This is a genomic window from Brevibacterium sp. RIT 803, assembly GCF_016892625.1.
Classification (GTDB): Bacteria; Actinomycetota; Actinomycetes; order Actinomycetales; family Brevibacteriaceae; genus Brevibacterium.
The window spans coordinates 545,455-571,942 of record NZ_JAFEMW010000002.1; the positions used below are offsets into that span (position 1 = coordinate 545,455).

A 26,488-nucleotide genomic window follows, 5' to 3' on the forward strand; every position below is an offset into this window, starting at 1 on the left:
TCCGCTTGTTCCGCCACCGTAACAGGGGGATGCTGTCGGTGAAAGCCGGCAGAGCTTCACTTCTTCACAGGCATCTGTCGTCCAGGCACGTAAACGTCGACGGGCCGCTTTCCACAAGGTCGAACCAGGGTCCGGTCTGCGGCAGTTCGTGAACGAAGAAGTAGCGGGCGGCAGCGATCTTGCCGCTGAGCAGCCTCGAGTCACCACGCGAGTGCACGGCAGCCTCGGCGGCCATGCCCTGTTGCAGCCAGAGCCAGGCGATGACCGTGTGCCCGACCGCTTCGAGGTAGGTCCACGCATTCTCCAGCGCGTGAACGGGTTCACCGGACTTCCACACGGCGGCGGTGACGGTCTCGACGCGGTCGATGGCTTCTCCCAACGCGACGGCTTCGACCTTCCATGAAGTCGAAGCCCCCGCCTCGGCGAGGATGGATCGCATCTCCGCCAGAAGCACCGCGAGCCCTCCTCCCTCACACATGATGACTTTACGGCCCAGCAGATCCTTGGCCTGGATGCCGTGCGTGCCTTCGTGGATCGGGTTGAGTCGATTGTCGCGGTAGAGCTGCTCGACAGCATGGTCGCGGGTATAGCCGGCCCCGCCGAGGACTTGAATCGCGTGGTCATTGGCTTTCAGGCCCCACACGCTTGGCCAGGTCTTCACGATCGGGGTGAGCACATCGAGGAGGAGGGCTGCGCGTGCACGGTCGGCCTCGGTGTCTGCTGTTTCGGATTCGTCGAGGAGCGTGGCGGCATAGAGGATGAGGCCGAGGCCTCCTTCGACGTAGCTCTTCGACGACAAGAGCATGCGGCGGACATCGGCGTGTTCGATGATCGGCACCTGCGGGGAATCCTTGCCCCGGCCATCGTCTGAGCGACCCTGGCGACGGTCACGGGCGTAGCGCAGCGCGTCGAGGTAGCCGTGGTAGCCGAGTGCGACGGCTCCGGCGCCGACGCCGATGCGCGCCGAGTTCATCATGTGGAACATGTAGGACAGGCCCTTGCCGCGCTCCCCCACGAGGTAGCCGATAGCACCGGATGAACCGTGTGGCGTGTGCGTGCCCTCCCCGAAATTGAGCAGCGTGTTCGTGGTCCCGCGCCAGCCCATCTTATGATTGAGGCCAGAGAGCACGACGTCATTGCGCTGCCCGAGGCTGCCGTCGTCGTTGACGAGGTGCTTGGGGACGATGAAGAGGCTCAGTCCCTTGGTTCCGGGCCCGTCGCCGTCGGCCCGGGCGAGGACGAGATGGACGATGTTCTCGGACAGCTCGTGGTCGCCGCCGGAGATCCACATCTTCGTCCCATGCACCCGGTAGGTGCCTTCCGTGCCGTCAGGGTCGGGGACGGCTCGTGTGGTGACGTCGCCGAGCGAGGAGCCGATTTCAGGCTCGGACAGGCACATGGTGCCGAAGAACCGACCCTCGATCTCGGGAAGGACGAAGGTCGCGATCTGCTCCTGTGTCCCGTATTCGAGCAGCAGGCTCGCATTGGCCATGGTCAGCATGGGGTAGCTCGATGTCGCGATATTGGCCGATTGGAACCAGGTGAAGCAGGCCGTGGCCACGGTCTGGGGCAGCTGGATGCCACCGACATCTTCGTCCATGGTCGCCGAGAGCAATCCGACGTCGGCGAATCGCTCCAGTGCGGTCTTGATCTCTGGGATGAGGGTGACGCTCTCACCGTCGAAGGTCGGTTCGTTGAGATCTGACTTCCTCGCATGCGGCGCGAAGTGCTCCTTGGCCAGTTCCTCACTGGCAGCCAGCACCGAGTCGAAGGTTTCGCGGGAGTGCCCGGCAAATCGTTCACGCTCGCAGAGCTCGTCGACTCGCAGCCAGTCGTAGAGGAGGAACTCGATGTCTGCTGACGACAGCAGGGAGTCAGTGGAGGCAGGTGGGACAGCATTGTCCAGGTTCTGATCATTCACGAAACTCAGTCTAAACTAATTGATCGTTAAGCAGAGGGTTCTGAGTCGCCCTGCAGACTGCTCTCACCGACCACGCTCCCCTGTAACTCTCGCCCAGCCGGACGGTCCGGCCTGAGTTCGCGCTATCCATTAGGATCTCCTGGGCAGTTCTCCTTGTCCCAATGTGCTGTCCGCAGGTCCGATAGTCCCGGAAAGGTCGTCCCGATATGCCATCCACCGCCGGTCCCACCACCGCCAGCACCCCACCCCAGACTTCGTCGAAATTCGGGCAGGTCCTACGCAACTATCGGTTCCCGCTGTTCATCCTCACCGGCGTCGTCATCGGTGCGATCATCGGGCTGATCTTCGGCGAGAAGGCCACGGTCATCAAACCTTTCGGCACACTGTTCATCAATATGATGTTCACCCTCGTCGTGCCGCTGGTCTTCTTCTCCATCTCCTCAGCGGTGGCAGGCATGTCCTCTGCCACAAGGCTGGGAAAGATCCTGGGCAGCATGCTCGGCATCTTCGCCGTCACCGGCGTCATCGCTTCAATCGTGATGATCGCAGCTCTGTGGATCACCAAGGCCACCGAGGGAGTCCAGGTCGAGATGAACCAGCCCAAGGACGTGGAAGAGGTCGGGTCGATCGGCGATCAGCTCGTGTCGACCTTCGTCGTCGATGATTTCTCGAAGATCCTCTCCGCCGAGCACATGCTCGCTCTCATCGTCTTCGCCGTCATCGTCGGCATCGCCACGTCCAAGATCGGTCCGGCAGGCAAACCGTTCGCTCAGTTCCTCCATTCCGGCTCCGAGGTCTTCCTCAAGTTCACCTCGATCATCATGTACTACGCCCCGATCGGCCTGGGTGCCTACTTCGCGGCCCTCATCGGTGAGCTCGGGGCACAGCTGGTCGGCGATTACGTCCGCGCCTTCCTCGTCTACTACCCGGTGGCGATCGTCTACTTCATTCTCGCCTTCACTCTCTACGCCTTCCTCTCCGGTGGCCGACGCGGGATCACCGCGTTCTGGTCGAACATCATCGAACCGACGGCGATCTCTCTGGGGACGTCGTCCTCGGTGGCCGCGATCCCGGCCAATCTGCGAGCCGGCAAGCGCATCGGCGTGCCTCGCGATATTCGGGAGACGATCATTCCGATCGGCGCGACGATCCACATGGAGGGCTCGGGCCTGTCCGCGATCCTCAAGATCGCCTTCCTCTTCGCCGTCTTCGGCCGCGACTTCTTCACCCCCGGCAACATCCTCGTCGGCATCGCCGTGGCACTGCTGGCCGGCATGGTCATGGCAGGCATCCCCTCGGGCGGGTTCATCGGCGAGCTGATGATTATCACCCTCTACGGCTTCCCCGCCGCGGCCCTGCCCATCATCCAGATCATCGGCACCGTCATCGATCCCCCGGCCACGACCGTCAACGCGGTCGGCGACCAGGCCAGTTCCATGATGGTCGCTCGCGTGCTCGACGGGAAGGACTGGATGGACAGGGCCGATCATACGGAGAGCTCCCCCGCCGAGGCGGCCTCCCCCAAGAATTCTTGATCACGATCCTATTTCGACATCTTCCCGAAAAGGGTCCCTGTCAGTGCCCAATGCGACTTTTCCACAAGGTTCCATGTGAATATCTCAAAGTTGCGACCTCATCGCAACGTGAAGTTCGCAGAACTGCAACAGTCGCTGAGAGTTTTCTCAGGGATCGTTGTTCGTCGCTCACCTGCAGTGACGATAATCAGCGGGATCGTTGACATATCACTGACGGTCACTCGTACTGACCGTCACAGCAGGAGGCAAGGACGCTATGAACACCACCTTTCGCAATCGAGCAGCAGCACTGTCAGTCGCCGCGATCGCCGGCTTTGCGGGAGTTGCGCTCACCGGCGGATCCGCGCTGGCTGCAACGACCTCCGCAGCAGATTCCGGGTCCGGCGCCGAAATCAACGTCGCCAGCGATGCGCACAGCGATGGCCACCCGAGGAATGCGTCGGGTTACGCGGATGCGCTCGTGAAGGCGTGGGGTGTCGGGAACGACGAGGAAGTCAATGAATACGCCACACCCGGAGTCGTCGAAGCCTTGTCCCAGCATGGTGACGAGCATGCGGCTGCGTGGGATCGCATCGCCGCTGACGGAGCCGAAGAGTCGTCCTCCGTGGTCTACAAGAACAAGGTCACCGGAGAACTGTTGACCTTCGGCGTCGACAACGAAGCCGCGACGCATGGACTGCACCCGGCGGTTCACCACGTTCAGTTCAAGGACCGCACCCACCCCTCTCACTGAACCAGCCGAAAGCGGGCGGCAAGTAGACTCGGGAATCATGGTTGACCTGAACACGTTGCCCCGCCGCCGGTACACCGGCGGACCCACCGCGCTTGAACATCTCGAGCGCCTGAGCACGCAGCTGGGCGGGCCGCAGATCTGGATCAAACGTGATGACCAGCTGGGTCTGACTCAAGGTGGGAACAAGACTCGTAAGCTCGAGTTCCTCATCGCCGATGCTCTGGCACAAGGGGCCGACACCCTCGTCACTGCGGGCGGGGTGCAGTCCAATCACTGTCGACTCACACTCTCGGCAGCCAGACGTGAGGGGCTCGAATGTCACCTGATCCTCGAAGAGGATCTCGGTTCCGACGGCGTGCCGATTCCAGCGGATGCCGGTGGCAATCCACCAGAGCATACAGGCAATTTTCTGCTCTTCGACCTCCTCGGCGCGGATTCGGTCGAGCTTCATCCCAACGGCAGTGACCTCATTGCTCGTGCCACCGAGTTGGCCGGCGGGCTCGAGGCTCAGGGGCGCAATCCCTACGTCATCCCGGTCGGCGGCTCGAACGTCACCGGTGCCCTGGGCTATGTCGATTGTGCACAGGAGCTGCTTGCCCAGTTCGCCGAGGTGGGCCTGGACGTATCGTCGATCGTAGCCCCGAGCGGGTCTGCTGGAATGCAGGCCGGACTCATCGTCGGCCTGCACGCCGCCGGCAGTCTGAGTCCTGTGGTCGGCATCAATGTCAGTCGCTCGCAGGAGGCCCAAGAGCCGAAGATCGTGAACCTCGTCGATGAGGTGGCCTCGTTCCTTCACCTCCCAGCAGTGCCCCGTGATCGCAGTCTTGGCCTGGGCGACTACGTCGGGACCGGGTATGCGCTGCCGACGCCGGAGATGGTCGAAGCCGTGCGACTCTTTGCTCAGACCGAAGGCATCCTGCTTGATCCGGTCTATACGGGGAAGGCTGCGGCAGGGCTCATCGATCTGGTCCGTCAGGGGCGGTTTGAGCCCGACGACAACGTGGTCTTCATCCATTCGGGTGGAGTGCCCGGACTCTATGCTCGCGCCGGAGCCTTCGCATAGTCTGGATCTGATGACGAACGACTTCCCAACTGACCTATTTGCGTGACTCACCTACCTGGAGGAAAACACCATGACAGTCTCGACCGCTGATCTCTGGGACGAACGAGGACCAGAACTGGATTCGATCGCTTTGAACTTCGGTGACTTCGGCGCCAAGGACTCGTTCTCCGGTCCGGCTCGTACCGTGCGCTGCTACCAGGACAATGCGCTGGCGAAGTCGACCCTGTCCCAGCCCGGCGACGGGGCCGTGCTCATCATCGACGGCGGCGGTTCGATCGCGACCGCACTCATGGGTGACATGATCGCCGAGCTCGCCGTGAGCAACGGCTGGGCAGGCGTCGTCATCAACGGAGCCGTCCGCGATCGAGTGGCGCTGTCGTCCATGGGCCTGGGAATCAAAGCCCTGGCCAGCAACCCGCGTAAGAGTTCGAAGACCGGTGACGGTGAGCTCGATGTGACTCTCGAGATCGGTGGAGCCACCATTCGCCCCGGTGCAATGGTGTTCGCCGATCCTGACGGGGTCGTCGTCGAAAAGTAGCGAGGCGGGTGTCCTGACCAGGCGTCCTGCCGAACGTAAGGATTCTCACGTGACGATAACGCTGCGATACAGTGCGAGTCGGCGCGAAGTAGAGTCTCGGCCAGGAGCCACGGCCTTCACGAGTCATCGATGATCTCCGCTGTTGGTCAGACCGGCTTCGTTCTCAATGATGAAAGGGCCGACTCCTATGAAGGCAGCACGATTCTATGATCGCAACGACATCCGAATCGAAGACGTCCCCGAGCCCGAGCTGAAGCCCGGAACCATCGCTATCGACGTGGCGTGGTGCGGAATCTGCGGGACCGACCTGCACGAGTACCTCGAAGGCCCGATCTTCGTTCCGCCAGAGGGACATCCGCATCCGATTTCGGGCGAATCCGCACCGGTGACCATGGGCCACGAATTCTCGGGAACCATCACCAGCCTCGGCGAGGGTGTCTCCGATCTTGAAGTGGGGCAGAACGTCGTCGTCGAGCCCTACATCATCGGCGATGATGTCGATACGAGCATCGGGCAGAGCTATCAGCTCTCGCAGGACATGAACTTCATCGGGCTCGGTGGTGGCGGCGGTGGCCTCTCCGAGAAGATCGTCGTTCAGCGACGGTGGGTCCATCCGATCGGTGAGATCCCACTCGATCAGGCGGCGCTCATCGAACCGCTCTCCGTCGCCCACCATGCGGTCGTCCGCTCGGGCGCGAAGCCTGGTCAGGTCGCCATCGTCGGTGGAGCCGGCCCCATCGGGCTGCTCACCGCTGCCGTACTCAAGGCGGAGGGCCTCACCGTCTTCATCTCCGAGCTGTCCGAGGCGAGGAAGAAGATGGCGCTCTCAACAGGAGTTGCCGACGAGGTCCTGGATCCACGAGAAGGCGACGTGGCCGAGAAAGTCCGTGAACGCACAGACGGCCAAGGAGCAGACCTCGGCTTCGAGTGTTCATCGGTTCCGGTCGTCCTCGACATGCTGCTCGACGCGGTTCGCCCGGGAGCAGTGATCGTCAACGTCTCCATCTGGGGCCACAAGCCCGAAGTCGATATGCCGAAGCTTGTGCTCAAGGAGATCGACCTGAGAGGTACCATCGGCTACTCCGGCGATCATCCGTCCACAATCGAACTCGTGCGCAGCGGGAAGATCGACCTCTCGCCCTTCATCACCGGGCGCATTGGGCTCGATGAGTTGGTCACGGGCGGCTTCGACGAGCTCATCAACAACAACGAGCAGCATGTGAAGATCATCGTCGATCCTCGAGCCTGATCTATGTACTTGGGTTCGCCTCAGCAGGAGCGGAGCCCATCCGAAACTCGGCGATCCTCACGCACAAGGGATTCATCGCTCAGGCCGTCATCGGGTGATTCGACCCGGAGCCAGATGAGATCGCTCGCGTGCTTGCAAATCCCTGCGCATATGCGCTTCAGCGATGCACTGAGTCGAAGTCCTGGTCAGCCGAGTCCCACACCGTGTCCGCCTCGACGGCCTCGCCGCCTTCCGTCAGGTCCTTCACGGTGTCGGTGCTGTACATGTATGACCAGGTGCCTTCGTCGGTCGTGCCGGTGACCATGAGCATGTCATAGTCGAACTCGGCGTTTCCTGCGCCCTGAACCGCGTCGGCGGTGGCCTTCTTATCGGCGTTCGGCTGTCCGGATGAGGGGAACTCGACATGCAGGCGGTCGACGTCACCTGCATGGTCGAAGTCCGGGTTGCTCTCAGACTCACGGTGCACATGAACCTCGTCGATGCTGCTGCGAAGGAAGTCACCGAGTACCTCGGAGCTGTCGAAGTCGCTGGTGGGTACCTCGGCGCTCTGTCCGGGCTCGATATCATCCGAGTCGGACTCTTTGGCGCTGCAGCCGCCGAGCGTAAGGGCAGAAGCCAGGGTCAATGCCGAGACGAGATGAGGAACAGCCTTCATGGTTCCACCCTATCGATATCCGGCCAGTTCTCTGTACTCCGGGTGCTCCTCGAACACCGATCCGATCGGCCACTCGGGTGAGATCAGACGAGGACCTCGATGAGTCGCGGGCCCGAATCGGTCAGGCCTGCGCGGAAATCACGATCAAGGTCCTCGATCGTCTCGACTCGAGTCGCCGGCACACCCATGCCGTGGGAGAGGGAGACCCAGTCGATGGCGGGGTTGCCGATGTCGAGCAGAGATTCGGCCTTGGGTCCGAAATCGGGGACGCCGACATTGGACATCTCATTGCGCAGAATCTGATATTTCCGATTGGCGAAGATGAGGACGACGATGTCGAGCTGCTCCCGCGCGTAGGTCCACAGAGATTGCGGGTTGTACATTCCCGAACCGTCGGATTCGAGAACGACGACCTTCCGGTCGGGACTCGAGATCGCAGCCCCAGCACCGACGGGAAGGGCCCAGCCGATGGATCCGCCGGTGCCGCCGAGGTAGTCGTGGGGTTGTGACCCAGCCGTCTGTGCGTAAAAGCCCCGGCCCGTGGTGATGGATTCGTCGAGGACGATCGCGTTCTCGGGAATGGCGCCCGAGAGCCACGCGGCGAGCTTCGCCGCGGTGATGGTGCCGCTGGGAGCAGGCGCCGGAGCCAGCTCCGCGTGCAGGGAAGACCGTCCACGTGAATTGCCGGCTGCCTCGGCGAGGTGGTTGTGAAGGTCATCAAGTGCCTGCAGCGAGTCGGCACCGATGGGACTGAGCGTGAAGACGGTGGTGCCCGGTGCGGTGAGCACGCTCGGCTTGTCGGGGTAGGCGAAGAAGGCGACGGGCGGTTTCGCATCGACGAAGATGAGCGAATCGAAGTTCTGCAGGAGCTCGACAGACGGCTCGACCGGGTACGGAATCTTCGTCACCATCGGCCGACCTGCACCTCGTTCGGTCCGTGCGGCAAAGGTCTCTGCCAGCAATGTCGCACCGGTCGCCTCGGCGATCTTGACGGCCACTTCCAGTTGCGGCGAGCGCAGAGCACGCCCGCCGAGGAGGATGGCTGTGCGTGGGCCTGAAGCTCGCAGTCGGACTGCCGCGGCTTCGACCACCGCCGGATCGGCTGAGGCAGGGGTGGGCGCGATCGCGTTCGGTGGCTGCGTGTACTCATCGGCACAATTCCACGCAGTGTCGGCAGGGAGGATGAGCGAGCTGATCTGCCCTGAGAGGCTGTAGCCGATGGCATCCGCAGCATCCTTGGCAATGGAGTTCGCCGATGGTGAGGTGCGCACCCAGTTGCTGAAGGGCCGCAGTGCGCCTTCGATGTCAGAGGTCAGCGGCGCGTCAAGACTTCGGTGGTAGCCGGCATGATCGCCGATGATGTTGACCATCGAGACCCGGGCGCGCAGAGCATTGTGGAGACTGGAGAGACCATTAGCGGCACCTGGACCCAAATGCAGCAGGGTGGCCGCCGGCTTGTCGAGCATCCGCGAGTAGCCATCGGCAGCCCCAGTGACGACGCCTTCGAAGAGACCGAGCACACCCCGGACATGAGGCTGCCGATCCAGAGCAGCCACGAAGTGCATCTCCGAGGTGCCGGGGTTGGCGAAGCAGACCTCGATTCCGTTGTGACCCAACGTCTGAAGCAAGCTCTCGGCGCCATTCATGCCATCATCTCCTTTGAAGTCGGCCACGGAGGATTTCGCATCCGTGATCAGCAGTGAGTTCTGTCTTATCACGCCATACTGATATGTCGCTCGAGCGTCTGAATCGATGGCCGGGAATATTCGCCTTGTACCCTCGGTTACACCACTATAGAATGATAGTTGACGATTCAACTATTAGATCGCAGTCATTCGCTGAGCCAGGAGGGCGACATGAACGTCACCGAGAACACCACAGCATCCGACACCGTATCGCCTGTCGTCAACGACACCCTACTCAGCGCTGCCACTGGAATGGACGCCGTCACCCTGCGCGTCGGCGATCTCGAGAAGATGTCGACCTACTACTCGAATGCCCTCGCGATGGAGCCCCTCGAAGAGGTGTCGCACGGCAGTGAGATCCACCGTGTGCTCGGTCGCGGGGTCACTCCCCTGGTCAAGCTCGTCGCCACACCCAACCTGCCCGGGGTCGACCGCACCCAGGCCGGTCTCTTCCACACCGCTTTCCTGTTCGAGAACCAGGCTTCCCTGGCTGCAACCGTCGCCCACGCCGCACAGAACACGAACAGCCAGTTCGTGGGTTCCAGCGACCACCTCGTCAGCGAGGCCTTCTACTTCACCGACCCGGAGGGCAACGGCATCGAGCTCTACGTCGACCGCGACCGCTCGGAGTGGAAGCACTCTGCCGATGGTGAAGTCCGCATGGACACGATCTACCTCGACCCGAACGCCTTCCTTGCCGAACACCTCGACGAGCAGACGCTGGCTCAAGCCAACACCCTGCCGGGCATCATCGGCCACGTCCACCTGCAGGTAGGCGACGTGCCGACGGCTCGCAGGTTCTACGTCGACGCCCTCGGCTTCGAGCCGACGCTCGCCTCAATGCCCGGCGTCCTCTTCGCCTCGGCTGGTGGATACCACCACCACGTCGCGATGAACACCTGGAACAGCCGCGGTGTCGGTCCGCGCGCAGCCAGCCTCGGCCTCGGCGATGTCGCCATCACCGTGCCGGGCCGCGAGGACCTCGACGCACTGGTCGCTCGCCTCAGCGCACGCAAGATGGATTTTGCCGACGACGGCCGCTCGGTCCGCGTCTCCGACCCATGGGGCACGCAGGTGACTCTGGGCATCGGCGGCAGCTCGATCGATCAGACTCTGACACGGTGATCTCAGCTTTCAGCCACGAGCCTGCCTGACAACTCGCTCACTGTGCGGCCGAGGCTGAAGCATCCGGGCGAAGGTCCAGCCGACGCAGCAGCTGGGCATTGAGTGCGACGACGATCGTGGAGATCGACATGAGGATCGCACCCACGCTCATCGGCAGCACGAAGCCGATGGGTGCCAGGATACCGGCAGCGAGTGGAACCGAGATGAGGTTGTAGCCAGCGGCCCACCACAGGTTCTGCTTCATCTTCCTCAACGTCGCCCGTGAGAGTTCGATGACCGAGAGCACGGACCGGGGGTCATCGGAGGCCAGGATCACTCCGGCCGAGCCGATGGCCACGTCGGTTCCGGCTCCGATGGCGATGCCGACATCTGCGGCAGCCAAGGCGGGCGCATCGTTGACTCCGTCGCCGACCATCGCGACCCTACGGCCCTCTCCGTGCAGCTCGGCGACCTTGGCCGCCTTGTCCGCAGGGTGGACCCCGGCGAAGACGCGGTCGATGCCGAGTTCGGCGGCCACAGTCTGGGCAACCGCCTCGGCGTCGCCGGTGATCATGACCACCTGCACACCACGCCGGTGCAGCGCATCGACGGCTTCGCGGGATTCAGGTCGGATCTCATCGGCAAGCTTGAGTGCGCCGATGACGCTTCCATCAACAATGACGTGGAGGATGATGGCGCCCTCCTTGCTCCACTGCGCGACGATCGGAGCTTCGCTCACACCGTGCTCCCTGAGCAGGTTCGGCCCGCCCACGGCCGCTTCGGCGCCATCGATCTGAGCCGTGACGCCGATCGCTGGGGAGGACGAGAAATTCACCGCCACCGGGACATCGAGACCACGGTTGCGGGCAGCGCGAACGATCGCACGCGCCAAGGGGTGCTCACTGTCCGTCTCCGCGGCCGCGGCGATTGCGAGGATCTCATCCGCGGTGCGGTTCTCGGCCGTGACCTCAACCGCGGTGACTGTCGGTTCACCCTTGGTCAGGGTGCCGGTCTTGTCGAAGAGGACCGAATCGACTGTGCGCATCGTCTCCAGCGCCAACCGGTCCTTGATGAGGACGCCGCCGCGGGCTGCCCGCTCGGTGGCGATGGACACGACGAGCGGGATGGCCAGGCCCAAAGCGTGGGGACAGGCGATGACGAGGACGGTGATCGTGCGCACGACCGCCGAGTCCGGCATGCCCACCAGGGACCACACGATCGCGGTGATCACGGCGGTGCCGAGGGCGAACCAGAACAGCCAGGCCGAAGCCTTGTCGGCGATGCGCTGGGCCCGTGATGTCGAGTTCTGTGCCTCGGAGACCAGCTTCTGGATGCCGGCGAGCGCAGTGTCTTCACCGGTGGCCGTGATCTGCAGGCGCAGTCCGGAGTCGGTGGCGACGGTGCCCGCCACGACGGTATCGCCTGCCGCGCGGCGAACGGTCGTCGATTCTCCCGTGACCATGGACTCGTCCATGCTGGCCGAGCCGTCGATGACCCGACCGTCGGCAGGGACCGCTGCGCCAGGGCGGACGACGACGGTGTCGCCGAGCCTGAGGTCGGCTGGATCGACCATCACCGTTTCGCCGTCGACGATCGTCTCTGCCTCGTCGGGCAGCAGCGCTGCCAGACTGTCCAGCGCCGAGGTGGTCTGTGCCAGGGAGCGCATCTCCAGCCAGTGCCCGGCCAGCATGATGACGACAAGCAGTGCCAGCTCCCACCAGAAGTCGAGCTCGGCGTCAAGGAGGCCGATCGAAGAACCCCAGGAGGAGAAGAATGCGACGGTGATGGCCAGTGCGATGAGGAGCATCATCCCAGGACTGCGATCTCTGAGCTCGCTGAGACCGCCGGTCAGGAACGGCTTGCCGCCCCAGAAATACATGACGGTGCCCAGTATCGGTGAGAGCCAGCGCAGCCAGCCGAGGATGCCGGTCTCCGGAACCTCATAGCCCACGAGGTGGCCGAACATGGGACTGAAGGCGATGACCGGGATCGCGATGACGAGCATGATCCAGAACAGACGCCGGAATTGCGCGACATGGTCGCCGTGGCTGGTGTGGCCATCATGCCCCGCGTGGTCGCCATGGCCCGCGTGGTCGCCATGGCCCGCGTGGCTGGCGTGACCGTTGTGATTCTCATGCTCATGCCCTGTACTCATACCGCCACCATATACCCCTTGGGGGTATATTGGAAGGTGTGAATCCTCACGCAGAAGGCCGGCCACGGGGTGCCGGCCCCGCACCTCAAGTCGTGGCACACGTTGCATAGTTGCGCATGTATCGGCAATACTTGCTCATGCTGTTCAACTTCGTGTCAGACTCATCCGCTTCGCTGAGAGTCGACTCGGATCAATCCCGGCTCGCTGACCGAGTCGGCCTCACTGCGGAGGATCTCATGGATCTGCAACTCATCGTGGCGCTCATCGCCGGGATCGCGACGATCGTCGTCATCGTCTTAGCGACCCGCCTCGACGCCTTCATCGCGCTTCTCACGGCAGCGGTCGTCACCGGCATCGTCGCCGGTCAGGACCTACTCTCACTCATCGACGCCATCACCACCGGCTTCGGCAACACGCTGGCCAGCATCGGCATCGTCATCGGCCTGGGTGTCGGAATCGGCAAGATCCTCGAGGTCTCCGGTGCCGCGGACTCCCTGGCCCGTGCCTTCCTGAGCGCCTTCGGCAAGGGCCGCGAGCCTTGGGCCATGGGCACCGTGGGCTCACTCGTGTCCATCCCGGTCTTCTGCGACTCCGGCTACGTCATCATGAACCCACTGGCCCGCTCGATCGCCCGCGTCAAGCGCGGCGGATACGTCACCCTCGCTCTCGCCCTTGGCTGCGGCATGACGTTGACCCACCATATGGTCCCACCGACCCCAGGACCGCTTGCCGCGACAGGCATCCTCGGCGCCGACATCGGTGCCGTCATCCTCACCGGCCTCATCTTCACCGTCATCCTCCTCCCGGTCGTCGTCATCTACGCCCGTTGGATCGGACCGAAACTCGAACCCGTGCTCAACGCAAAGGTCAAGCACGACGTATACGGCTCGGTCACGACCACCTCAGCGGAAGGACATGCCGCAGGCGGGACCCGCGACAGCGGCAGCGCGGATGCTGGCCACGGCGAAGTTGCCACCGCGACTGATGACAACGCGGACGCCGCAGCCTCTGACGACAACGCGGACACCGTCAACAGCGAAACCGGTTCGACGAAGAGGCCCGGAGCCTTCCTCGGATTCCTCCCGCTCATCGTTCCCCTGCTGCTCATCGTCGCCAACACCGTATCGACGGCCATCGACAAGAGCGCCCAAGGTGAGCTCTCCGGCGACGCCTACGAGCCTTCGTCCTGGGTCGCCCCGCTGGCCTTCCTCGGCAACCCGGTCATCGCGCTGATGATCGGCCTCGTCCTCGCCGTCTACACCCTGCTGCCCCGCGTGACTCCACGCAATAAGGTGCAGAACTGGTTGGCCGATGCAGCCGCCTCGGCGGGCCTCATCCTGCTCATCACCGGTGCCGGTGGAGCCTTCGGCATGGTGCTCACCGAATCAGGTGTCGGTGATGCCCTCGCCGAGGCGATCGCCTCGATCAGCCTTCCGGCCTTCCTCGTGCCCTTCCTCATCGCCTCCCTGGTGCGCATCGCACAGGGTTCGGGAACGGTCGCGATGATCACCGCGGCCTCGGTCACCGCTCCGCTCATCGCCCCGCTCGGTCTGAGCCCACTGGTCGCGGTCATGGCCTGCACCGCGGGCTCGATGGTCTTCTCCTACTTCAACGACTCCTACTTCTGGGTCGTCACCCGCTTCACCGGCCTCGACGGCATCAACGCCATCAAGGGCTGGTCGGGCATCACCACCGCTGTGTGGGCCGGTTCCATTCCGCTGCTGTTCGTGCTCGACTTGATCGTATGAGCCAGCGCAGCCCTCGTATCCTCATCGTCGCCGACGACCTCACCGGCGGCAATGCCTGCGGTGCTCTCTTCGCCGAGGCGGGTCTGCGGACCATCACCGTGACCGGGACCAGTCGGTCCGAGACGGTCAACCTCGATGACCTGCTCGACGACTACGACGCTGTCGTGCTCAACGCCGATTCCCGGCATCTTCCCCCGGAGAAGGCCGCCGAACTCACCGAATCGCTCATCGACATCACCAGCGACATCGACCTCGTTGCCTGCCGCATCGACACAACACTGCGAGGCAACGTCGGCCCTTCTGCCGAGGCTGCACTCAACGCTCGCAGACGGGCAGCCGAATCGGCCGGTGGACGGAAGAAGCGGGTCATGGGTCTCTGCGTTCCTGCGTTTCCCACAGCGGGTCGAACCACTATCCAGGGCCGACAGCTCCTTGAAGGCCGACTGCTCGAGCACACTGAGCTCAAACACGATGTCCGCTCCCCCATGCACACATCCGATGTCGACGCGATCCTGCGAACCGGCACCGATCTCGACGCGCACCTCATCGAGATCTCGACGGTGCTGTCCGGGCACTGGGCGATTCGGTCCGAGGTCCTCGACGCCATCTCCGATGGGACCGACATCATCATCGCCGACGCCCTGACTGAGGACCACGTCAGACTTGTCGGATCTGTCGTCGCCTCGGTCACGAGGGAGATCGCAGAAGACTCCACCGGGGCGGACAGCTTCGGCGCCCGAGCGCGGGCCGGTCTGCGCAACGGCGAGGTCCTCGACTGGGTGACCATCGATCCCGGCCCCGGCAGCCTCGCCCTCGCGCTGTCCCTACTGCCGACTCGTCCCGGAGGTGCGATCCTCGGAATCTCAGGATCGGCCACTGAGGTGACACGAGCCCAGCTGGCTAAGCTCGCCGAGGATCCGACGATCGCCTTGATCCGCACCATCCTCGATGAGGAGAACCTCCCCGATGTCGAGGCCACACTCGAACGGGTCGAGGAGGTCACCTCGGCGCGGGCGATCATCATCGCCACCGTGCTCGAGTCCGGTGATCTGCTCGATCTCAGCAATGAGCAATCGGAGATGACGACGAAGCGACTGGCCATGATTGCGGCCGCCGTCATGAGCTCCCCCGTGATCACGGGTCTCTATACGACTGGAGGCGATGTCACGGCCATGGTGATGAGAGCCGTGGGCGCAGTCGGGATGGAGATCGAGAAGGAGATCGTCCCACTGGCAGTGGGCGGTCGCCTCGTCGGAGGAAGCGCAGACGGTCTGCCGATCGTAACGAAAGGCGGACTTATCGGGGACTCGGGTACGGCTGTCAAGTGCCTTGACTACCTCATGGCGACCTCTCGCGTCGGACAAGGATGACATTTCACAGATGAAACCACACAAGGAGACTGACATGACCACACCCGTACTCGCCATGACCGTGGGCGACCCGGTGGGCATCGGCCCCGAGATCACCGCGACCGTGCTCGCTGAATTCTCCGGCCGCGAGGACCAGCACGGTGTCGCAGTAGCCGACCTTGCCGTGATGAAACGCGCCGTCGACGTCCTGGGACTCGACGTGGAACTGAGAACCATCACCGACTGGTCGACACCTGCCGCCGGGCAGGGCGTCATCGACGTCTTCGACATCGGCGTGCTCGGCGATGATCTGCCGGAATGGGGCGTCGTCGATGCTCGCGCAGGTCAGGCCGCAGTGACCGCGATCGAGGTCGCCACAAAGGCAGCGATGAATCGCGAGATCGCCGGCATCGTCACCGGCCCCATCAACAAGGAAGCCGTGTGGAAGTCAGGGTCGAAGCACCTGGGTCACACAGAGATGCTCGGCGAGCTCACCGGCGTGACCAAGCAGGACACGATGTTCGTCGTCGAGAATACGAAGGTTCCCGAGCACAAGCTCCAGATCTTCTTCGCCACCCGCCATATGTCGCTGCGCAAGGCCATCGACGCACTGACGATCGACACCCAGGTCGATTCCATCGAACGCGCCCATCGGGCTCTGCAGCTCTACGGGGTGGCCTCGCCGAGGTTGGCCGTCGCCGCGCTCAACCCGCACGGTGGTGAGAATGGTGCCTTCGGTGACGAGGAGATCGAGATCCTGCGACCCGCCGTTGAGCGCGTCGTCGACTCCGGTCTCGAGGTGACCGGCCCGATTCCAGCGGACTCGGTCTTCCACCAGGGCCTGTCCGGCCGCTTCGACGGTATCCTCTCCCAGTATCACGACCAGGGCCACATCGCCTCGAAGACCTTCGACTTCGACGGCACGATCTCCGTGACCGTGGGCCTGCCGATCCTGCGCACCTCGGTCGATCACGGCACGGCCTTCGACATCGCCGGTCAGGGCATCGCCGATGCCGGCACCATGCGCTCGGCCTACACCGCCGCGATCGGCTACGCACCGTTCGTCGACGGCATCCGCGCCGAATACCTGCCCAAGTAACGAGTACCTGCCGAAGTAGGATTTTCACCATGGCGATTCGCACGGGCACACAGAAACGCCGCGAGGACATCCTGTCTCTGCTCAAGACCGGTTCGTGGACAATCTCCCGGCTGGCCGATGAGTTGGAGACCTCAGAGTCGACGATCCGGCGCGACCTGCGCGTGATGTCGGAGACCGGCGAGGTCCTCCGCACCATCGGCGGAGCCACTGCCGCCGGCTATGTCGAACCTCCGCTGGGACAGCGGATGGAGGCCAATGCCGAGGCCAAGGATGCGATTGCGGCGACCGCGATGGACCACCTCGGCGAGGGGACCGTTCGCACGGTTTTCCTCGACGCCGGGTCGACGACGGTACGTTTGGCCGAGCGCATTCGCGATCGTCGTGATCTCACCATCATCACGCGCGGGCTCGAGATTGCGCTGGCTCTTGCCCACCCCAAAGGGCCGAAGGTCATCATGATCGGCGGTGAGGTCTCGACGATGTCCCATGGGACGACGGGTGCGCTGAGCGACCATGCGCTCAGTCGACTCCACGTCGATGTCGCCTTCCTCGGTGCCGACGCAGTCGATCCCGCCAAGGGACTCGGCGAGCCGACCCTCGACGAGGCCCGGACGAAGGAGCTCATCGCCGAACGTGCCAGGCACGTGGTTGTCCTCGCGGACAGGTCGAAATCACGACGCGATGTGGCCGCGTGGGCACCCCTGCCCGAGGGGTGGATCTGGATCAACGAGCTCGGGGTGCATGGCCACGGTCAAGGGTGAGCGTCCTCGCTCGGCCCAGCCCTCTTCCAGTCCCTGGTCATCCCTACTCCATGGTCAGCACCAGTTTGCCTGTCGTCGCGTTCGTCTCACCTGTCTCATGAGCTTTCGCGGCATCGGTCAGTGGGAACGTGGCTGCGATCGTTGCCCGCAGCTGTCCGGTCTCGACAAGAGCAGCGATTTCGAGCATGCCCGCCTGATCGGCTTCGACGAGGATGGTCTCACCCCTGACGCCCAGAGCCTCGGCCTCTTCGAAGAGGCCCTTGGCCGGGACAGGAACCGTCGACACCATGATTCCACCTGGCTTGAGGGTCCGGAGGGAACGCAGCTGGTAGTCACCGCCGATGGTGTCGAAGGCGATGTCGATGTCGCGAGCCGCCTCGACGAAGTCCTCTTCGCGATAGTCGATCATCTCGTCAGCACCCAGGCCGCGGACGACATCATGCTTCGGTGCACTCGCCGTGCCGATCACATAGGCTCCTCGCGCCTTCGCGATCTGCACCGCCACGTGCCCCACTCCGCCGGCAGCGGCATGGACGAGAACCCGATCACCGGGGGCGATCTTCGCAGTGTCGACCAGGGCCTGCCACGCGGTCAGCGCCACGAGTGGGAGTGCGCCCGCCTGCACATGGTCGACGGTGTGCGGCTTCTCTACGAAGGCTCGTGTCGGACCCACAGCGTATTCGGCGTGTGCGCCGACGCCGAAGGGGTAGGGTAACATGCCGAAGACCTCATCGCCGGGCTTGAAGAGTGTCACTCCGACGCCCACCTGTTCGACGACCCCTGACACGTCCCAACCGAGGACGAATGGTGGATCGGGGAGGAAACGGGGACCGCTGCGGTGCTTCCAATCCGTGGGGTTCACGCCTGAGGCTTTGACCTTGATGAGGATCTGGCTGGGTCCCGGCTTCGGCTTTGGCAGCTCCACCTCGTGGAGGACCTCGGGGCCACCGAACTCGGTCTGGCTCATGGCCTTCATCGTCGCTGCGTCTGTGTGGGCGCTGCTGTTTGCGTCAGTCATATCCTCATCATGTCCGATCCCGAAGATCGACACCAGTGCATCGGGATGCTCAAGCCCATTCAGATGAGCAGGGCTATGCTGTGCGCCTCGGCGACGAGGAAATGCTCCAGTACGTGAACACCTGGCTGCATATCGTCAAGAACGACGGAACGAATGACAAGGCCGAAGAATCGTGGTTCGGTTAGGCCGACATCCCAGCAGCTTCAGGCCCCGTCAGGTGCCAGCACAATGTCGAAACGCGCCCGCGACCAGGTCTGGCCCTCCAAGTCACGGCCATCGGGAGTGGGTGTGTCCGCGGATTGCTGTTCGAAGTTCTTGATGAGTGACTCTTTGACGCCGAAGACGGTGTCCGACGTCAGCAGCTCATCGCCCTCGACGAAGATGTGGGTGACAAGGGTGCGCATCTGGGGTGCGGTGACCATGAAGTGCAGGTGGCTGGCCCGCATCGGCGAGCGCCCTGTGTCGGCAAGCAATTGGCCGACCGGTCCGTCGTCTGGAATCGCGTACGGCGTCGGAGTCAGGCCCCAGAAGCGGAACGAACCGTCCTCTTCGGCGAACAGGTGTGCCCGTCCATAGACCCGGTCGTCCTCGTGTTGGACGTCGTAGAGACCTTCCTCGTCGGCCTCCCACACTTCGATGCGAGCTCCGGGAATCGGATTGTCCTCGGTGTCGCGAACGACTCCTTCGACCCAGCTGGGCTGGCCTGTGCCTCCCCCGGCGATGTCGCCACCGTTGTCGATCAGTGGTGCGTCGTCGACGAAGAAGGGACCGAAGACGGTCGCCTCGGTGGCGTTCTTGTATGGCTGGTTGCTCACGTTGATCGTCTGCATGGAGGCGCCGAGGACGTCGGAGAGGAGGATGAATTCCTGTCGCTGGTCATCCGTGATGTTCCCGACCTTCGTGAGGAACTCGATCGTGGCGATCCATTCGGCCTCGGTCAGTCGCACGTCCCTGATGAAGCCGTGCAGGTGTTTGACCAGCGAGGTCATCAGCTGGGTGAGTCGTTCGTCGGTACAGCCAGCGAACGACGCCGTCACAGTGTCGATGAGCCTCTCTTCCACTTCGGCCGGGGTGAGCCCCTGGGATCCGTTGGCTGGTGTGGTGTCATTGCTGTTCGTCATGGTGTGTCCTCCCGTGGTGCGTCAGAACTGGGGCCGGTGCTCGGCTCAGCGCTTTGTGTTCAGCTCAGGGTTGCGGGGTCGCTGCCGTTCAACGCCGCGGTCAGCAGTTCACTCAACTCTTCGGCGGTGACTTCACGCGGGTTGTTCGCGGGAATGGCCTGCAGTGACAATTCGGTTGCTTGGGTGACGTCAGCGGCGGTGAAGCCGAGTTCCGACAGCGCCGTCGGTGCGCCGACAGCGCTGCGAAGTCTCTGGAGCCCGTCGAGTGCAGTCGGTGCGCCGAAAGCTGCGGCCATGCGCTGCTCCGCATCTCCGGCGGCCGGAGCATTGAAGGCCAGAACGTAGGGCAGGACCGTCGCGTGCGTCTGCGCGTGCGGCAGGTTGAAGGTTCCGCCGAGCACATGGGCAATCTTGTGATGCATCCCCGACCCCGCCGAGGCGAACGCCACCGCAGCGAGATAAGCGCCGTAGAGGGTACGTTCGAGTCCGTCGAGGTCCGTCGAGTCTGCCCGCACCGACGGCAGCCCCTCGTTCAGCGCCCGAATCCCTTCGACTGCAAGCGCCTGGTTGATCGGGTCGGCTCGAGGACCCCAGAGCGAGTCGATGCAGTGCGCCAGTGCGTTAAGCCCGGAGGCCACTGCGAGGTCGCCGGGCAGGTCACGGATGAGTTCGGCGTCGTAGACGACTGTCGCCGGCAGAACCTTATCGTCGATGCCGGTCTTTTTGCGGGCGTTCTCGGTACGGCCCCACACGTTCGTCGCTTCCGAACCGGAGAACGTGGTCGGCACGGCGATGATCGGGACCTTCGTCTCCAGTGCCACCGCTTTGCCCAGTCCTGTCGCTGAACCGCCTCCGACGGAGACGACGAGGTCGATGTCCTTGTCACGGGCTGCGGCAACGGCCCGATCGGCCACTTCGGCGGGGACGTGCATGACGACCTCCCGGTGCCACAAGGCCACTGAGAAGTGCTCGTCGAAGTCAGCGACCTTCTCGGTTGCCGACTTGGAGATGATGACCATGACGTTGTCTGCGCCGAGTCGGTCGATCTCAGCGGCGATTTTCTCCGCGGCCTCTCCTGCGCCGAAGATGACCCGTTGGCCCAGTGTCGTGTGTTCGAAGTTCAAAGTCATGAGCGAACTGCTTCCTTGTCGTGCGAGTCTGCGTGCGCCCGGCGGCCTCCGACGCTCAGATTACCGCCGAGACTCGACATCCCGCTGGTGGTTCGGCCCAGCACCGATGACAGTACCTGTTCCAGCTCCGCTGCCGGATCGTCCGGCAGGCCCTGGATTCTCCAGGCGATATGTTTGTCGGGGCGTACGAGTATGGCACCATCCTCGGCGATGCCGCGCACTCGATCCCAATCGAAGTAGAGGTCGGTGGTGTCCCGGTCTGGCCCGATCACGATCGTGTCGATGCCGACGCCGAGGTGGCCGCTGACTTCGCGTGCCGCATCTTCCCAGGCTGCCCCGGTCGTGCCGGTGAACACGGTGAAGCGTGCATATTCAGCGAGATCGTGGGTCGAGTGCTTGTCGACCGAATCCCCGACCCACACATGGGGCAGACGCACCCCGGGATCGGTGCAGGCCTCGTAGTAGAGCTGCGGGTCCCGTGGGTTCGGGGTCTGCTCCCGGTCGTCGGTGACGACGGCAGTCGAAGCGTAGCGCTGTCCGAGTTCGACGCCGTGAGCGTTGAACTCGTAGTTCTTCAATTCCATGGCCTCTCTGACCTTTGCCCGCTTGTTCGCTCCTGCGGCCGAGTTGTCTTTCCGGGAGGCGATGGCGGCATGCATCTCGTCTTCGGATTGGCCAGGTTCGAGTCCGAGTGCTTCGAAGAGCCGTCCGAATTCGCGGCCGGACTGGTTGGCGCGGGTGACGATCTGTTTGGCCACCGGTGCGCGTTCGACACTGTAGGTCTCAAGCAGCGAGTCCTCGGCCTGCCCGTTGACGACAGCTGCGATCTTCCACGCCAGGTTGTAGGAATCCTGGATCGAGGTGTTCGATCCCAGTCCGTTCGACGGCGGATGCTTGTGCACGGCGTCCCCGGCGCAGAAGACACGTCCACTCTGCAGGTGGGTCGCATACTGTTCGTTGTTTCCCCACAGGGAGATGCCGGTGATCTCTGCCTCGAGGTCGGGCACACCGATGAGGTTGCGCACCACTTGCAGGGCATCGGCTTGGGTGACGTCCGGGGCGCCTCGGCTGATGTCGAACCCCCAGACGATGAGCCATTCGTTCCACGGTCGGATCATGCGGACGAGTCCGGCTCCGATGCCGCCGATGTTCGACCCCGGCTGCACGACCCAGTAGAGGACGGAGGGTCGGTGTCCGACCAGCTTCGCCAGGTCTGCTTTGAAGGTGATGTTCATCGATCCAGCGATGTCCATCTCTCCTTCGAGGGGCAGCTCAATGTCTGCGGCCACCTTCGACCGTGCCCCGTCGGCTCCGATGAGGTATTTGGCACGGATGGTGTATTCGCTTCCGGTGAGCCGGTTGAGCACATGCACATTGACACCTTCGGCGTCTTGTTCATGGGAGAGATACTCGGTGGAGAACTGCGTCTGCGTCCCGCGCATCGTCGCGTTCCTGACCAGGATGGGTTCGAGGTAGGTCTGGGGAATGTCGCAGTTGAGTGAGGGTGAGGCCAGCTCATAGTCGGCGTGCCTGGCCGGATGATTGCCCCACGTGAGGATCCTGCCGATCTCATCGCCGGCGATCGAGGTGCAGAAGACTGTGTCACCGATCATGTCATGCGGGGTCGCCTCGGCCAGGACCTGATCTTCGATCCCGACGTCGCGGAAGATCTCCATCGTGCGCTGGTTGGTGATGTGTGCCCGCGGTGTGTTGGCCGTCCACCGATACTTCGTGATCATGATGTTGTCCACCCCTAGGGTGGAGAGGAAGAGTGCTGCCGAAGCTCCTGCCGGGCCGGACCCGACGATGAGGACGTCGGTGTCGACGACCTGCGAATCGGGGGTTCGGGTCTCTGCGACTCCGTCGTTGAAGGTGACCATGATGGTGCTCCTTGCCTGCTGCTGCGGTGAAACATGGCGGTGAACCCACAGCCTGCCATTCCGGCCCCTTCGGAGCACGAGAGTGGAGAGAACATGGCCGAAATCGTCAAAAATGTGAGTGCTCACATACCAGTGCCCATCCACGACTACCATGGTGGACATGGTCAGCGGAGACAGGGCAACGGCGAGCACAGTGGACGGTTCGCGTTCCCTGGCCACACCAGAACAGACCTGGTTCTCCACCGACTCCGTGCCGCCGAGCCGCCGAGTCGCGGAATGGGAGACTCACCACGCCAGCATGCTCGTCGGGCTGAGAACTCGCCTGGGCACAGGCACACAGCTGCGTGCACAGACCTCAACGCTGCGACTGCCCCGGATTCGAGTCGCGAAGGTCAACGGCAGCCCGCATTCCGTGCGCAGAACGGCCGAAGACGTCGCCGCCCACCCCGTATCGGGAGTCATCGTCTACATCCCTCTGCGAGGCAGCAACGAATTCACCCACCGCACCGGGTCGATCACCGTCGGACCCGGACGCGGTCTCGTCTGCGACGGCGACACGGCGTTCGCCCGCACCTTCCCTCAGGGCGTCAGCGAACTGGTCATCCAGCTTCCCCGCGAGACGCTGTCCCAGCTCACCGACACAGCCTCCTTGCGACGGCCGACGCCGCTCTATCTTGATCCCGACCATCCCTCCAACAACGCGGCTCGGGAACTCACCCAGCTGGCCTCTGGGGCTCTGGACCGCGGGCTGCGTCACGGGCAGAGACTCGAGACTCGCCTGCTCGACCTTCTCACCGGGATCATCTCACGGCCGCTGACGGACACCGGGCCCATCCAGGAAGCCTTGGCCGTGATCTCCGAGTCGCACTGCGATCCGAAGCTGAACGCTTCTCGTCTCGCACAGTTCGTCGGCGTCTCCGACCGCCAACTCTCCCGACTGTTCTCCGCCACTGGTCGCAGCGTCCCGCAGACCATTCTCGATGCGCGCCTGACCACGGCACGCCGCACACTCGCCGACCCTGCTTGGGCCACGGCGCCTATGGCCGAGATCGCCTCAACCTGTGGCTTCGGCTCGCCGGCTCAACTCTCGCGCGGCTATCGCCTTCGCTTCGGAATCGGTCCCCTGCGTCACCGGAAACAGCTGCTGGAGGACGCGGGATAGCCGCCCGGTCAGCGCCGGGGCTCGGGCAGCAGAACCATCGGCACCGGCGAGTGGCGCATGATATGCGTGGCCGTGGAGCCGAGGAATACACCATGCAGGGCGCTCTCGCTCGATCCGGCAACGAGAATGTCCCCGTCCTGCCAGTCGAAGGCACTCACCGCATTCGACCACCGGTCGCCGGTGACGATTCCTGTCCCGGTGACGCTGACCCCAGCCTCGCCGCCCTCGAGCGCGGACACGATCTCTTTGTGGCCGGATGTGACCTGGTCGCGCCAGTGGGAATAGACGCCTTGGTCGGAGAAGGCGCCCATGCCTGTGGGCCGCGAGGGTCTGAGGGCAAAGGTGACGACCTCGACGCCGATGCCCAGCCAATGGGCCAGTCGCGCCACGGAGTCGTAGTATCTCTGCGTCCTGCGCGAGGGGTCGACGGCGAAGACCAGACGCCTGATATCCGTGCGGTCCGAGTTGTAGCCGCGGGGCACCAGCGCGATCGGCAGCGGTGAGGAGTGGACGAGACGATCGGTCGTACTGCCGAGGACGATCCGCCCCAACGGCCCACGCACCGAGGATCCGGTGACCAGCACCTGGGCATGGTGGTCGATGGCTTCGGTGTGGAGCACTCGGGTCACGGACCGACCCGATCGGGTGACCACCTCGGCGTCCACATCCTCCGGAAGGGCCTCCTTGGCGTCGGCAATCGCTTGGGACGTCATGTCCCTGATCTCCTTCTTCCAATCATCGGAGACACCGGAGAAGTCCGACATCTGACTGGAGGAGAATCGGTCATGGACAACACAGCAGAGGACGAGCGGTTCGCCCGAGGTCCGGGCCAGGTCGGCGCCGAAGCGCACGGCGGCACGACTCCTCGTATCGACACCGAATCCGACGAGAACACTCATTGCCGATCACCCTCGCGATCCTTCACACCTTCGCGTTCCTGCCGGGCCAGACGTGATTTCCGGTTTCCATAGGCGAAATAGACGATGAAGCCGAGTATCAGCCAGACGATGAACCGCAGCCAGGTCTCGACGGCGAGGCTGGCCATGAGACCCAGGCAGGACATGATCGAGACCACCGGCAGGACCGGCACCCACGGGGTGCGGAACGGGCGTTTCATGTCCGGCGAGGTCTTGCGCAGCACGATCACCGCGACGGAGACGACGACGAACGCGAACAGCGTTCCGATGCTCACCATCTCCGCGAGCACGGAGATCGGGACCAGGCCGGACAGCAGCACCACAGAGCCGACGGTCAGAGCAGTCATCAGGACCGGAGTGCCCCACCGCGGATGGATGCGGGAGAAGATCGGCGGCAGCAGTCCGTCGCGAGACAGCGCGAAGCCGATGCGTCCCATGGCGACGATGTCGACGAGGATGACCGAGCTCAGACCGGCAACGGCGGCGATTCCGATGAGGATGCCGGCCCACCCGAGCCCGCTCTGAGTGAAGACGTCAGCGACGGCATCACCCTCGGAGAGCTTCGAGTAGTGGACCATGCCGGTCACGACGAGGCAGACGCCGACGTAGAGGACGGTGCAGATGGCCAGCGTGCCCAACAGACCCATCGGCATGTCCTTCGCAGGCTTCTTCGTCTCCTCGCCGAGGTTGGCGATGGCTTCGAATCCGGAGTAGGCGAAGAACACAACCGCAGCTGCCACGAAGACACCGGCCACGCCGAAACTCGAGGGTTCGATGCCAGAGACGAACTGCCACAGCGGAGCCTGCAGACCTTCGGTCGCTCCTCCGTCGACCGCCTTCGACGGTGGAATGAAGGGAACGAGGTTGGCAGTCTTGATGTAGAAGACACCGACGACGATGACGAAGACGCACACGAGGACCTTGATGATGACGAGTCCGTTGGTCACCCATTTCGATTCCCGGATGCCGCGCATCGCCACCCAGCCCAGGACGAGGGAGATGAAGATGGCGCCGATATTGACGATCGAGCCCTCCTCAGCGAACCACGCCGGCGGGAGGTTGAAGACACCAGCGATATAGCCCGACCAACCGCGGGCGACGACGGAAGCGCCGAGGGCGAACTCGAGAATGAGGTCCCAGGCGATGATCCAAGCGAAGATCTCACCGATCGTGGAGTAGGCATAGGTGTAGGAGCTGCCTGCTGTCGGGACAGCAGCTGCCAGCTCGGCATAGCAGAGCGCGGCCAGCAGCGCCACGACCCCGGCGATGACGAAGGAGATCATCACGGCCGGCCCCGCATGCTCCTTAGCCTCCAGCCCGGTAAGGGTGAAGATGCCGGTGCCGATGACGATGCCGATTCCGAAGCCGATGAGGTCCCTGGCGCCGAGGTTCTTCCTCAGCTGCCCGCCTTCACCCGGCTCATCGTTCTGATGGAGGACGTCATTGACATCCTTCTTGCGCAGCACTCCCATGAGCAGCCCTCCTGGCCCAATTCATTCTATGACCGACGTCACAACCCTGGCAGAATACACCCGGGGCGCACACAATGACGGTGGCGATGGAGTGCGCACATTACTCTCCACTCACCCCCAAGCGAAGTCCGCCACCGAAGTGAACTTCTGTCAACCATTGGGAGGTAACGATATCTATAGGATTCCCTGTGAA

Annotated in this window: 22 protein-coding genes; 12 read left to right on the top strand and 10 right to left on the bottom strand. The window is 63.6% G+C overall.

Features of this window, described 5'->3' with window-relative positions; all coding sequences use genetic code 11:
* Positions 1-64: 64 nt before the first annotated feature.
* The gene (locus tag JTF07_RS09770) at positions 65-1,921 is read right to left on the bottom strand and encodes an acyl-CoA dehydrogenase family protein (RefSeq protein WP_353843926.1); all 1,857 of its coding nucleotides are present in this window, start codon (positions 1,919-1,921) and stop codon (positions 65-67) included.
* A gap of 206 nt (positions 1,922-2,127) precedes the next feature.
* Here JTF07_RS09770 and JTF07_RS09775 point away from each other — a divergent pair, with 206 nt between their 5' ends.
* From JTF07_RS09775 to JTF07_RS09795, 5 genes are all read left to right on the top strand, one after another.
* Positions 2,128-3,456 carry a dicarboxylate/amino acid:cation symporter gene (locus tag JTF07_RS09775; protein ID WP_204234041.1) on the top strand — a complete coding sequence of 443 codons (1,329 nt, stop codon included), beginning with the start codon at positions 2,128-2,130 and terminating at the stop codon, positions 3,454-3,456.
* Between the two features lie 256 nt (positions 3,457-3,712).
* Complete coding sequence (locus JTF07_RS09780) at positions 3,713-4,189, top strand: hypothetical protein (protein ID WP_204234042.1); 477 nt, start codon at positions 3,713-3,715, stop codon at positions 4,187-4,189.
* Between the two features lie 37 nt (positions 4,190-4,226).
* Positions 4,227-5,252: a D-cysteine desulfhydrase family protein gene (locus tag JTF07_RS09785; RefSeq protein WP_204234043.1), complete on the top strand. Its 1,026-nt coding sequence runs from the start codon at positions 4,227-4,229 to the stop codon at positions 5,250-5,252.
* A gap of 70 nt (positions 5,253-5,322) precedes the next feature.
* Entirely contained in the window at positions 5,323-5,790 is a 468-nt protein-coding gene (gene rraA / locus JTF07_RS09790; protein ID WP_204234044.1) for a ribonuclease E activity regulator RraA, read from the top strand.
* Positions 5,791-5,977: 187 nt separating this feature from the next.
* Positions 5,978-7,039 carry a 2,3-butanediol dehydrogenase gene (locus JTF07_RS09795; RefSeq protein WP_204234045.1) on the top strand — a complete coding sequence of 354 codons (1,062 nt, stop codon included), beginning with the start codon at positions 5,978-5,980 and terminating at the stop codon, positions 7,037-7,039.
* A gap of 157 nt (positions 7,040-7,196) precedes the next feature.
* Here JTF07_RS09795 and JTF07_RS09800 read toward each other — a convergent pair whose 3' ends face one another.
* The gene (locus tag JTF07_RS09800; RefSeq protein ID WP_204234046.1) at positions 7,197-7,694 is read right to left on the bottom strand and encodes a hypothetical protein; all 498 of its coding nucleotides are present in this window, start codon (positions 7,692-7,694) and stop codon (positions 7,197-7,199) included.
* A gap of 83 nt (positions 7,695-7,777) precedes the next feature.
* Entirely contained in the window at positions 7,778-9,340 is a 1,563-nt protein-coding gene (locus JTF07_RS09805; protein WP_213018720.1) for an acetolactate synthase large subunit, read from the bottom strand.
* A gap of 210 nt (positions 9,341-9,550) precedes the next feature.
* Between JTF07_RS09805 and JTF07_RS09810 the strand changes: the two genes are divergently transcribed.
* Positions 9,551-10,504, top strand: coding sequence for a VOC family protein (locus JTF07_RS09810; RefSeq protein ID WP_204234047.1), 954 nt, complete (start codon positions 9,551-9,553; stop codon positions 10,502-10,504).
* A gap of 37 nt (positions 10,505-10,541) precedes the next feature.
* Here JTF07_RS09810 and JTF07_RS09815 read toward each other — a convergent pair whose 3' ends face one another.
* On the bottom strand, positions 10,542-12,638 hold the full coding sequence (locus tag JTF07_RS09815; RefSeq protein WP_204234048.1) for a heavy metal translocating P-type ATPase: 2,097 nt from the start codon (positions 12,636-12,638) through the stop codon (positions 10,542-10,544).
* Between the two features lie 236 nt (positions 12,639-12,874).
* Here JTF07_RS09815 and JTF07_RS09820 point away from each other — a divergent pair, with 236 nt between their 5' ends.
* From JTF07_RS09820 to JTF07_RS09835, 4 genes are read left to right on the top strand one after another with little or no spacing between them, the layout of a single operon-like run.
* Positions 12,875-14,386 carry a GntP family permease gene (locus JTF07_RS09820; protein WP_204234049.1) on the top strand — a complete coding sequence of 504 codons (1,512 nt, stop codon included), beginning with the start codon at positions 12,875-12,877 and terminating at the stop codon, positions 14,384-14,386.
* Positions 14,383-15,756 carry a four-carbon acid sugar kinase family protein gene (locus JTF07_RS09825; protein ID WP_204234050.1) on the top strand — a complete coding sequence of 458 codons (1,374 nt, stop codon included), beginning with the start codon at positions 14,383-14,385 and terminating at the stop codon, positions 15,754-15,756. Before JTF07_RS09820 ends, JTF07_RS09825 begins: the two co-directional genes overlap by 4 nt.
* 34 nt (positions 15,757-15,790) lie before the next feature.
* Entirely contained in the window at positions 15,791-16,834 is a 1,044-nt protein-coding gene (pdxA, locus tag JTF07_RS09830; RefSeq protein ID WP_204234051.1) for a 4-hydroxythreonine-4-phosphate dehydrogenase PdxA, read from the top strand.
* 29 nt (positions 16,835-16,863) lie between these two features.
* A complete protein-coding gene (locus JTF07_RS09835) occupies positions 16,864-17,595 on the top strand; it encodes a DeoR/GlpR family DNA-binding transcription regulator (RefSeq protein ID WP_204234052.1) in 732 nt (243 codons plus the stop codon).
* Between the two features lie 43 nt (positions 17,596-17,638).
* On the opposite strand, the gene JTF07_RS09840 is transcribed toward JTF07_RS09835, so the two are convergent.
* Complete coding sequence (locus JTF07_RS09840; RefSeq protein WP_204234053.1) at positions 17,639-18,613, bottom strand: NADP-dependent oxidoreductase; 975 nt, start codon at positions 18,611-18,613, stop codon at positions 17,639-17,641.
* Between the two features lie 35 nt (positions 18,614-18,648).
* Between JTF07_RS09840 and JTF07_RS09845 the strand changes: the two genes are divergently transcribed.
* Positions 18,649-18,798 carry a transporter substrate-binding domain-containing protein gene (locus tag JTF07_RS09845; RefSeq protein ID WP_204234054.1) on the top strand — a complete coding sequence of 50 codons (150 nt, stop codon included), beginning with the start codon at positions 18,649-18,651 and terminating at the stop codon, positions 18,796-18,798.
* An 18-nt stretch (positions 18,799-18,816) separates the two neighbouring features.
* Here the strand turns inward: JTF07_RS09845 and JTF07_RS09850 are convergent, their stop codons facing one another.
* From JTF07_RS09850 to JTF07_RS09860, 3 genes are read right to left on the bottom strand one after another with little or no spacing between them, the layout of a single operon-like run.
* Entirely contained in the window at positions 18,817-19,734 is a 918-nt protein-coding gene (locus tag JTF07_RS09850) for a hydroxyquinol 1,2-dioxygenase (protein WP_204234055.1), read from the bottom strand.
* A gap of 59 nt (positions 19,735-19,793) precedes the next feature.
* Positions 19,794-20,864 (bottom strand): maleylacetate reductase, encoded by a 1,071-nt coding sequence (locus tag JTF07_RS09855; RefSeq protein ID WP_204234056.1) that lies wholly within the window; start codon positions 20,862-20,864, stop codon positions 19,794-19,796.
* Positions 20,861-22,744 (bottom strand): FAD-dependent oxidoreductase, encoded by a 1,884-nt coding sequence (locus JTF07_RS09860; RefSeq protein WP_204234057.1) that lies wholly within the window; start codon positions 22,742-22,744, stop codon positions 20,861-20,863. Before JTF07_RS09860 ends, JTF07_RS09855 begins: the two co-directional genes overlap by 4 nt.
* 160 nt (positions 22,745-22,904) lie before the next feature.
* Between JTF07_RS09860 and JTF07_RS09865 the strand changes: the two genes are divergently transcribed.
* Positions 22,905-23,906 carry an AraC family transcriptional regulator gene (locus JTF07_RS09865; RefSeq protein WP_204234058.1) on the top strand — a complete coding sequence of 334 codons (1,002 nt, stop codon included), beginning with the start codon at positions 22,905-22,907 and terminating at the stop codon, positions 23,904-23,906.
* Between the two features lie 8 nt (positions 23,907-23,914).
* Here the strand turns inward: JTF07_RS09865 and JTF07_RS09870 are convergent, their stop codons facing one another.
* Together JTF07_RS09870 and JTF07_RS09875 are read right to left on the bottom strand one after the other, a co-directional pair.
* Complete coding sequence (locus tag JTF07_RS09870) at positions 23,915-24,805, bottom strand: universal stress protein (protein ID WP_204234059.1); 891 nt, start codon at positions 24,803-24,805, stop codon at positions 23,915-23,917.
* Entirely contained in the window at positions 24,802-26,295 is a 1,494-nt protein-coding gene (locus JTF07_RS09875) for an APC family permease (protein WP_204234060.1), read from the bottom strand. The genes JTF07_RS09870 and JTF07_RS09875 overlap by 4 nt, the downstream gene beginning before the upstream one ends.
* Positions 26,296-26,488: the final 193 nt, after the last annotated feature.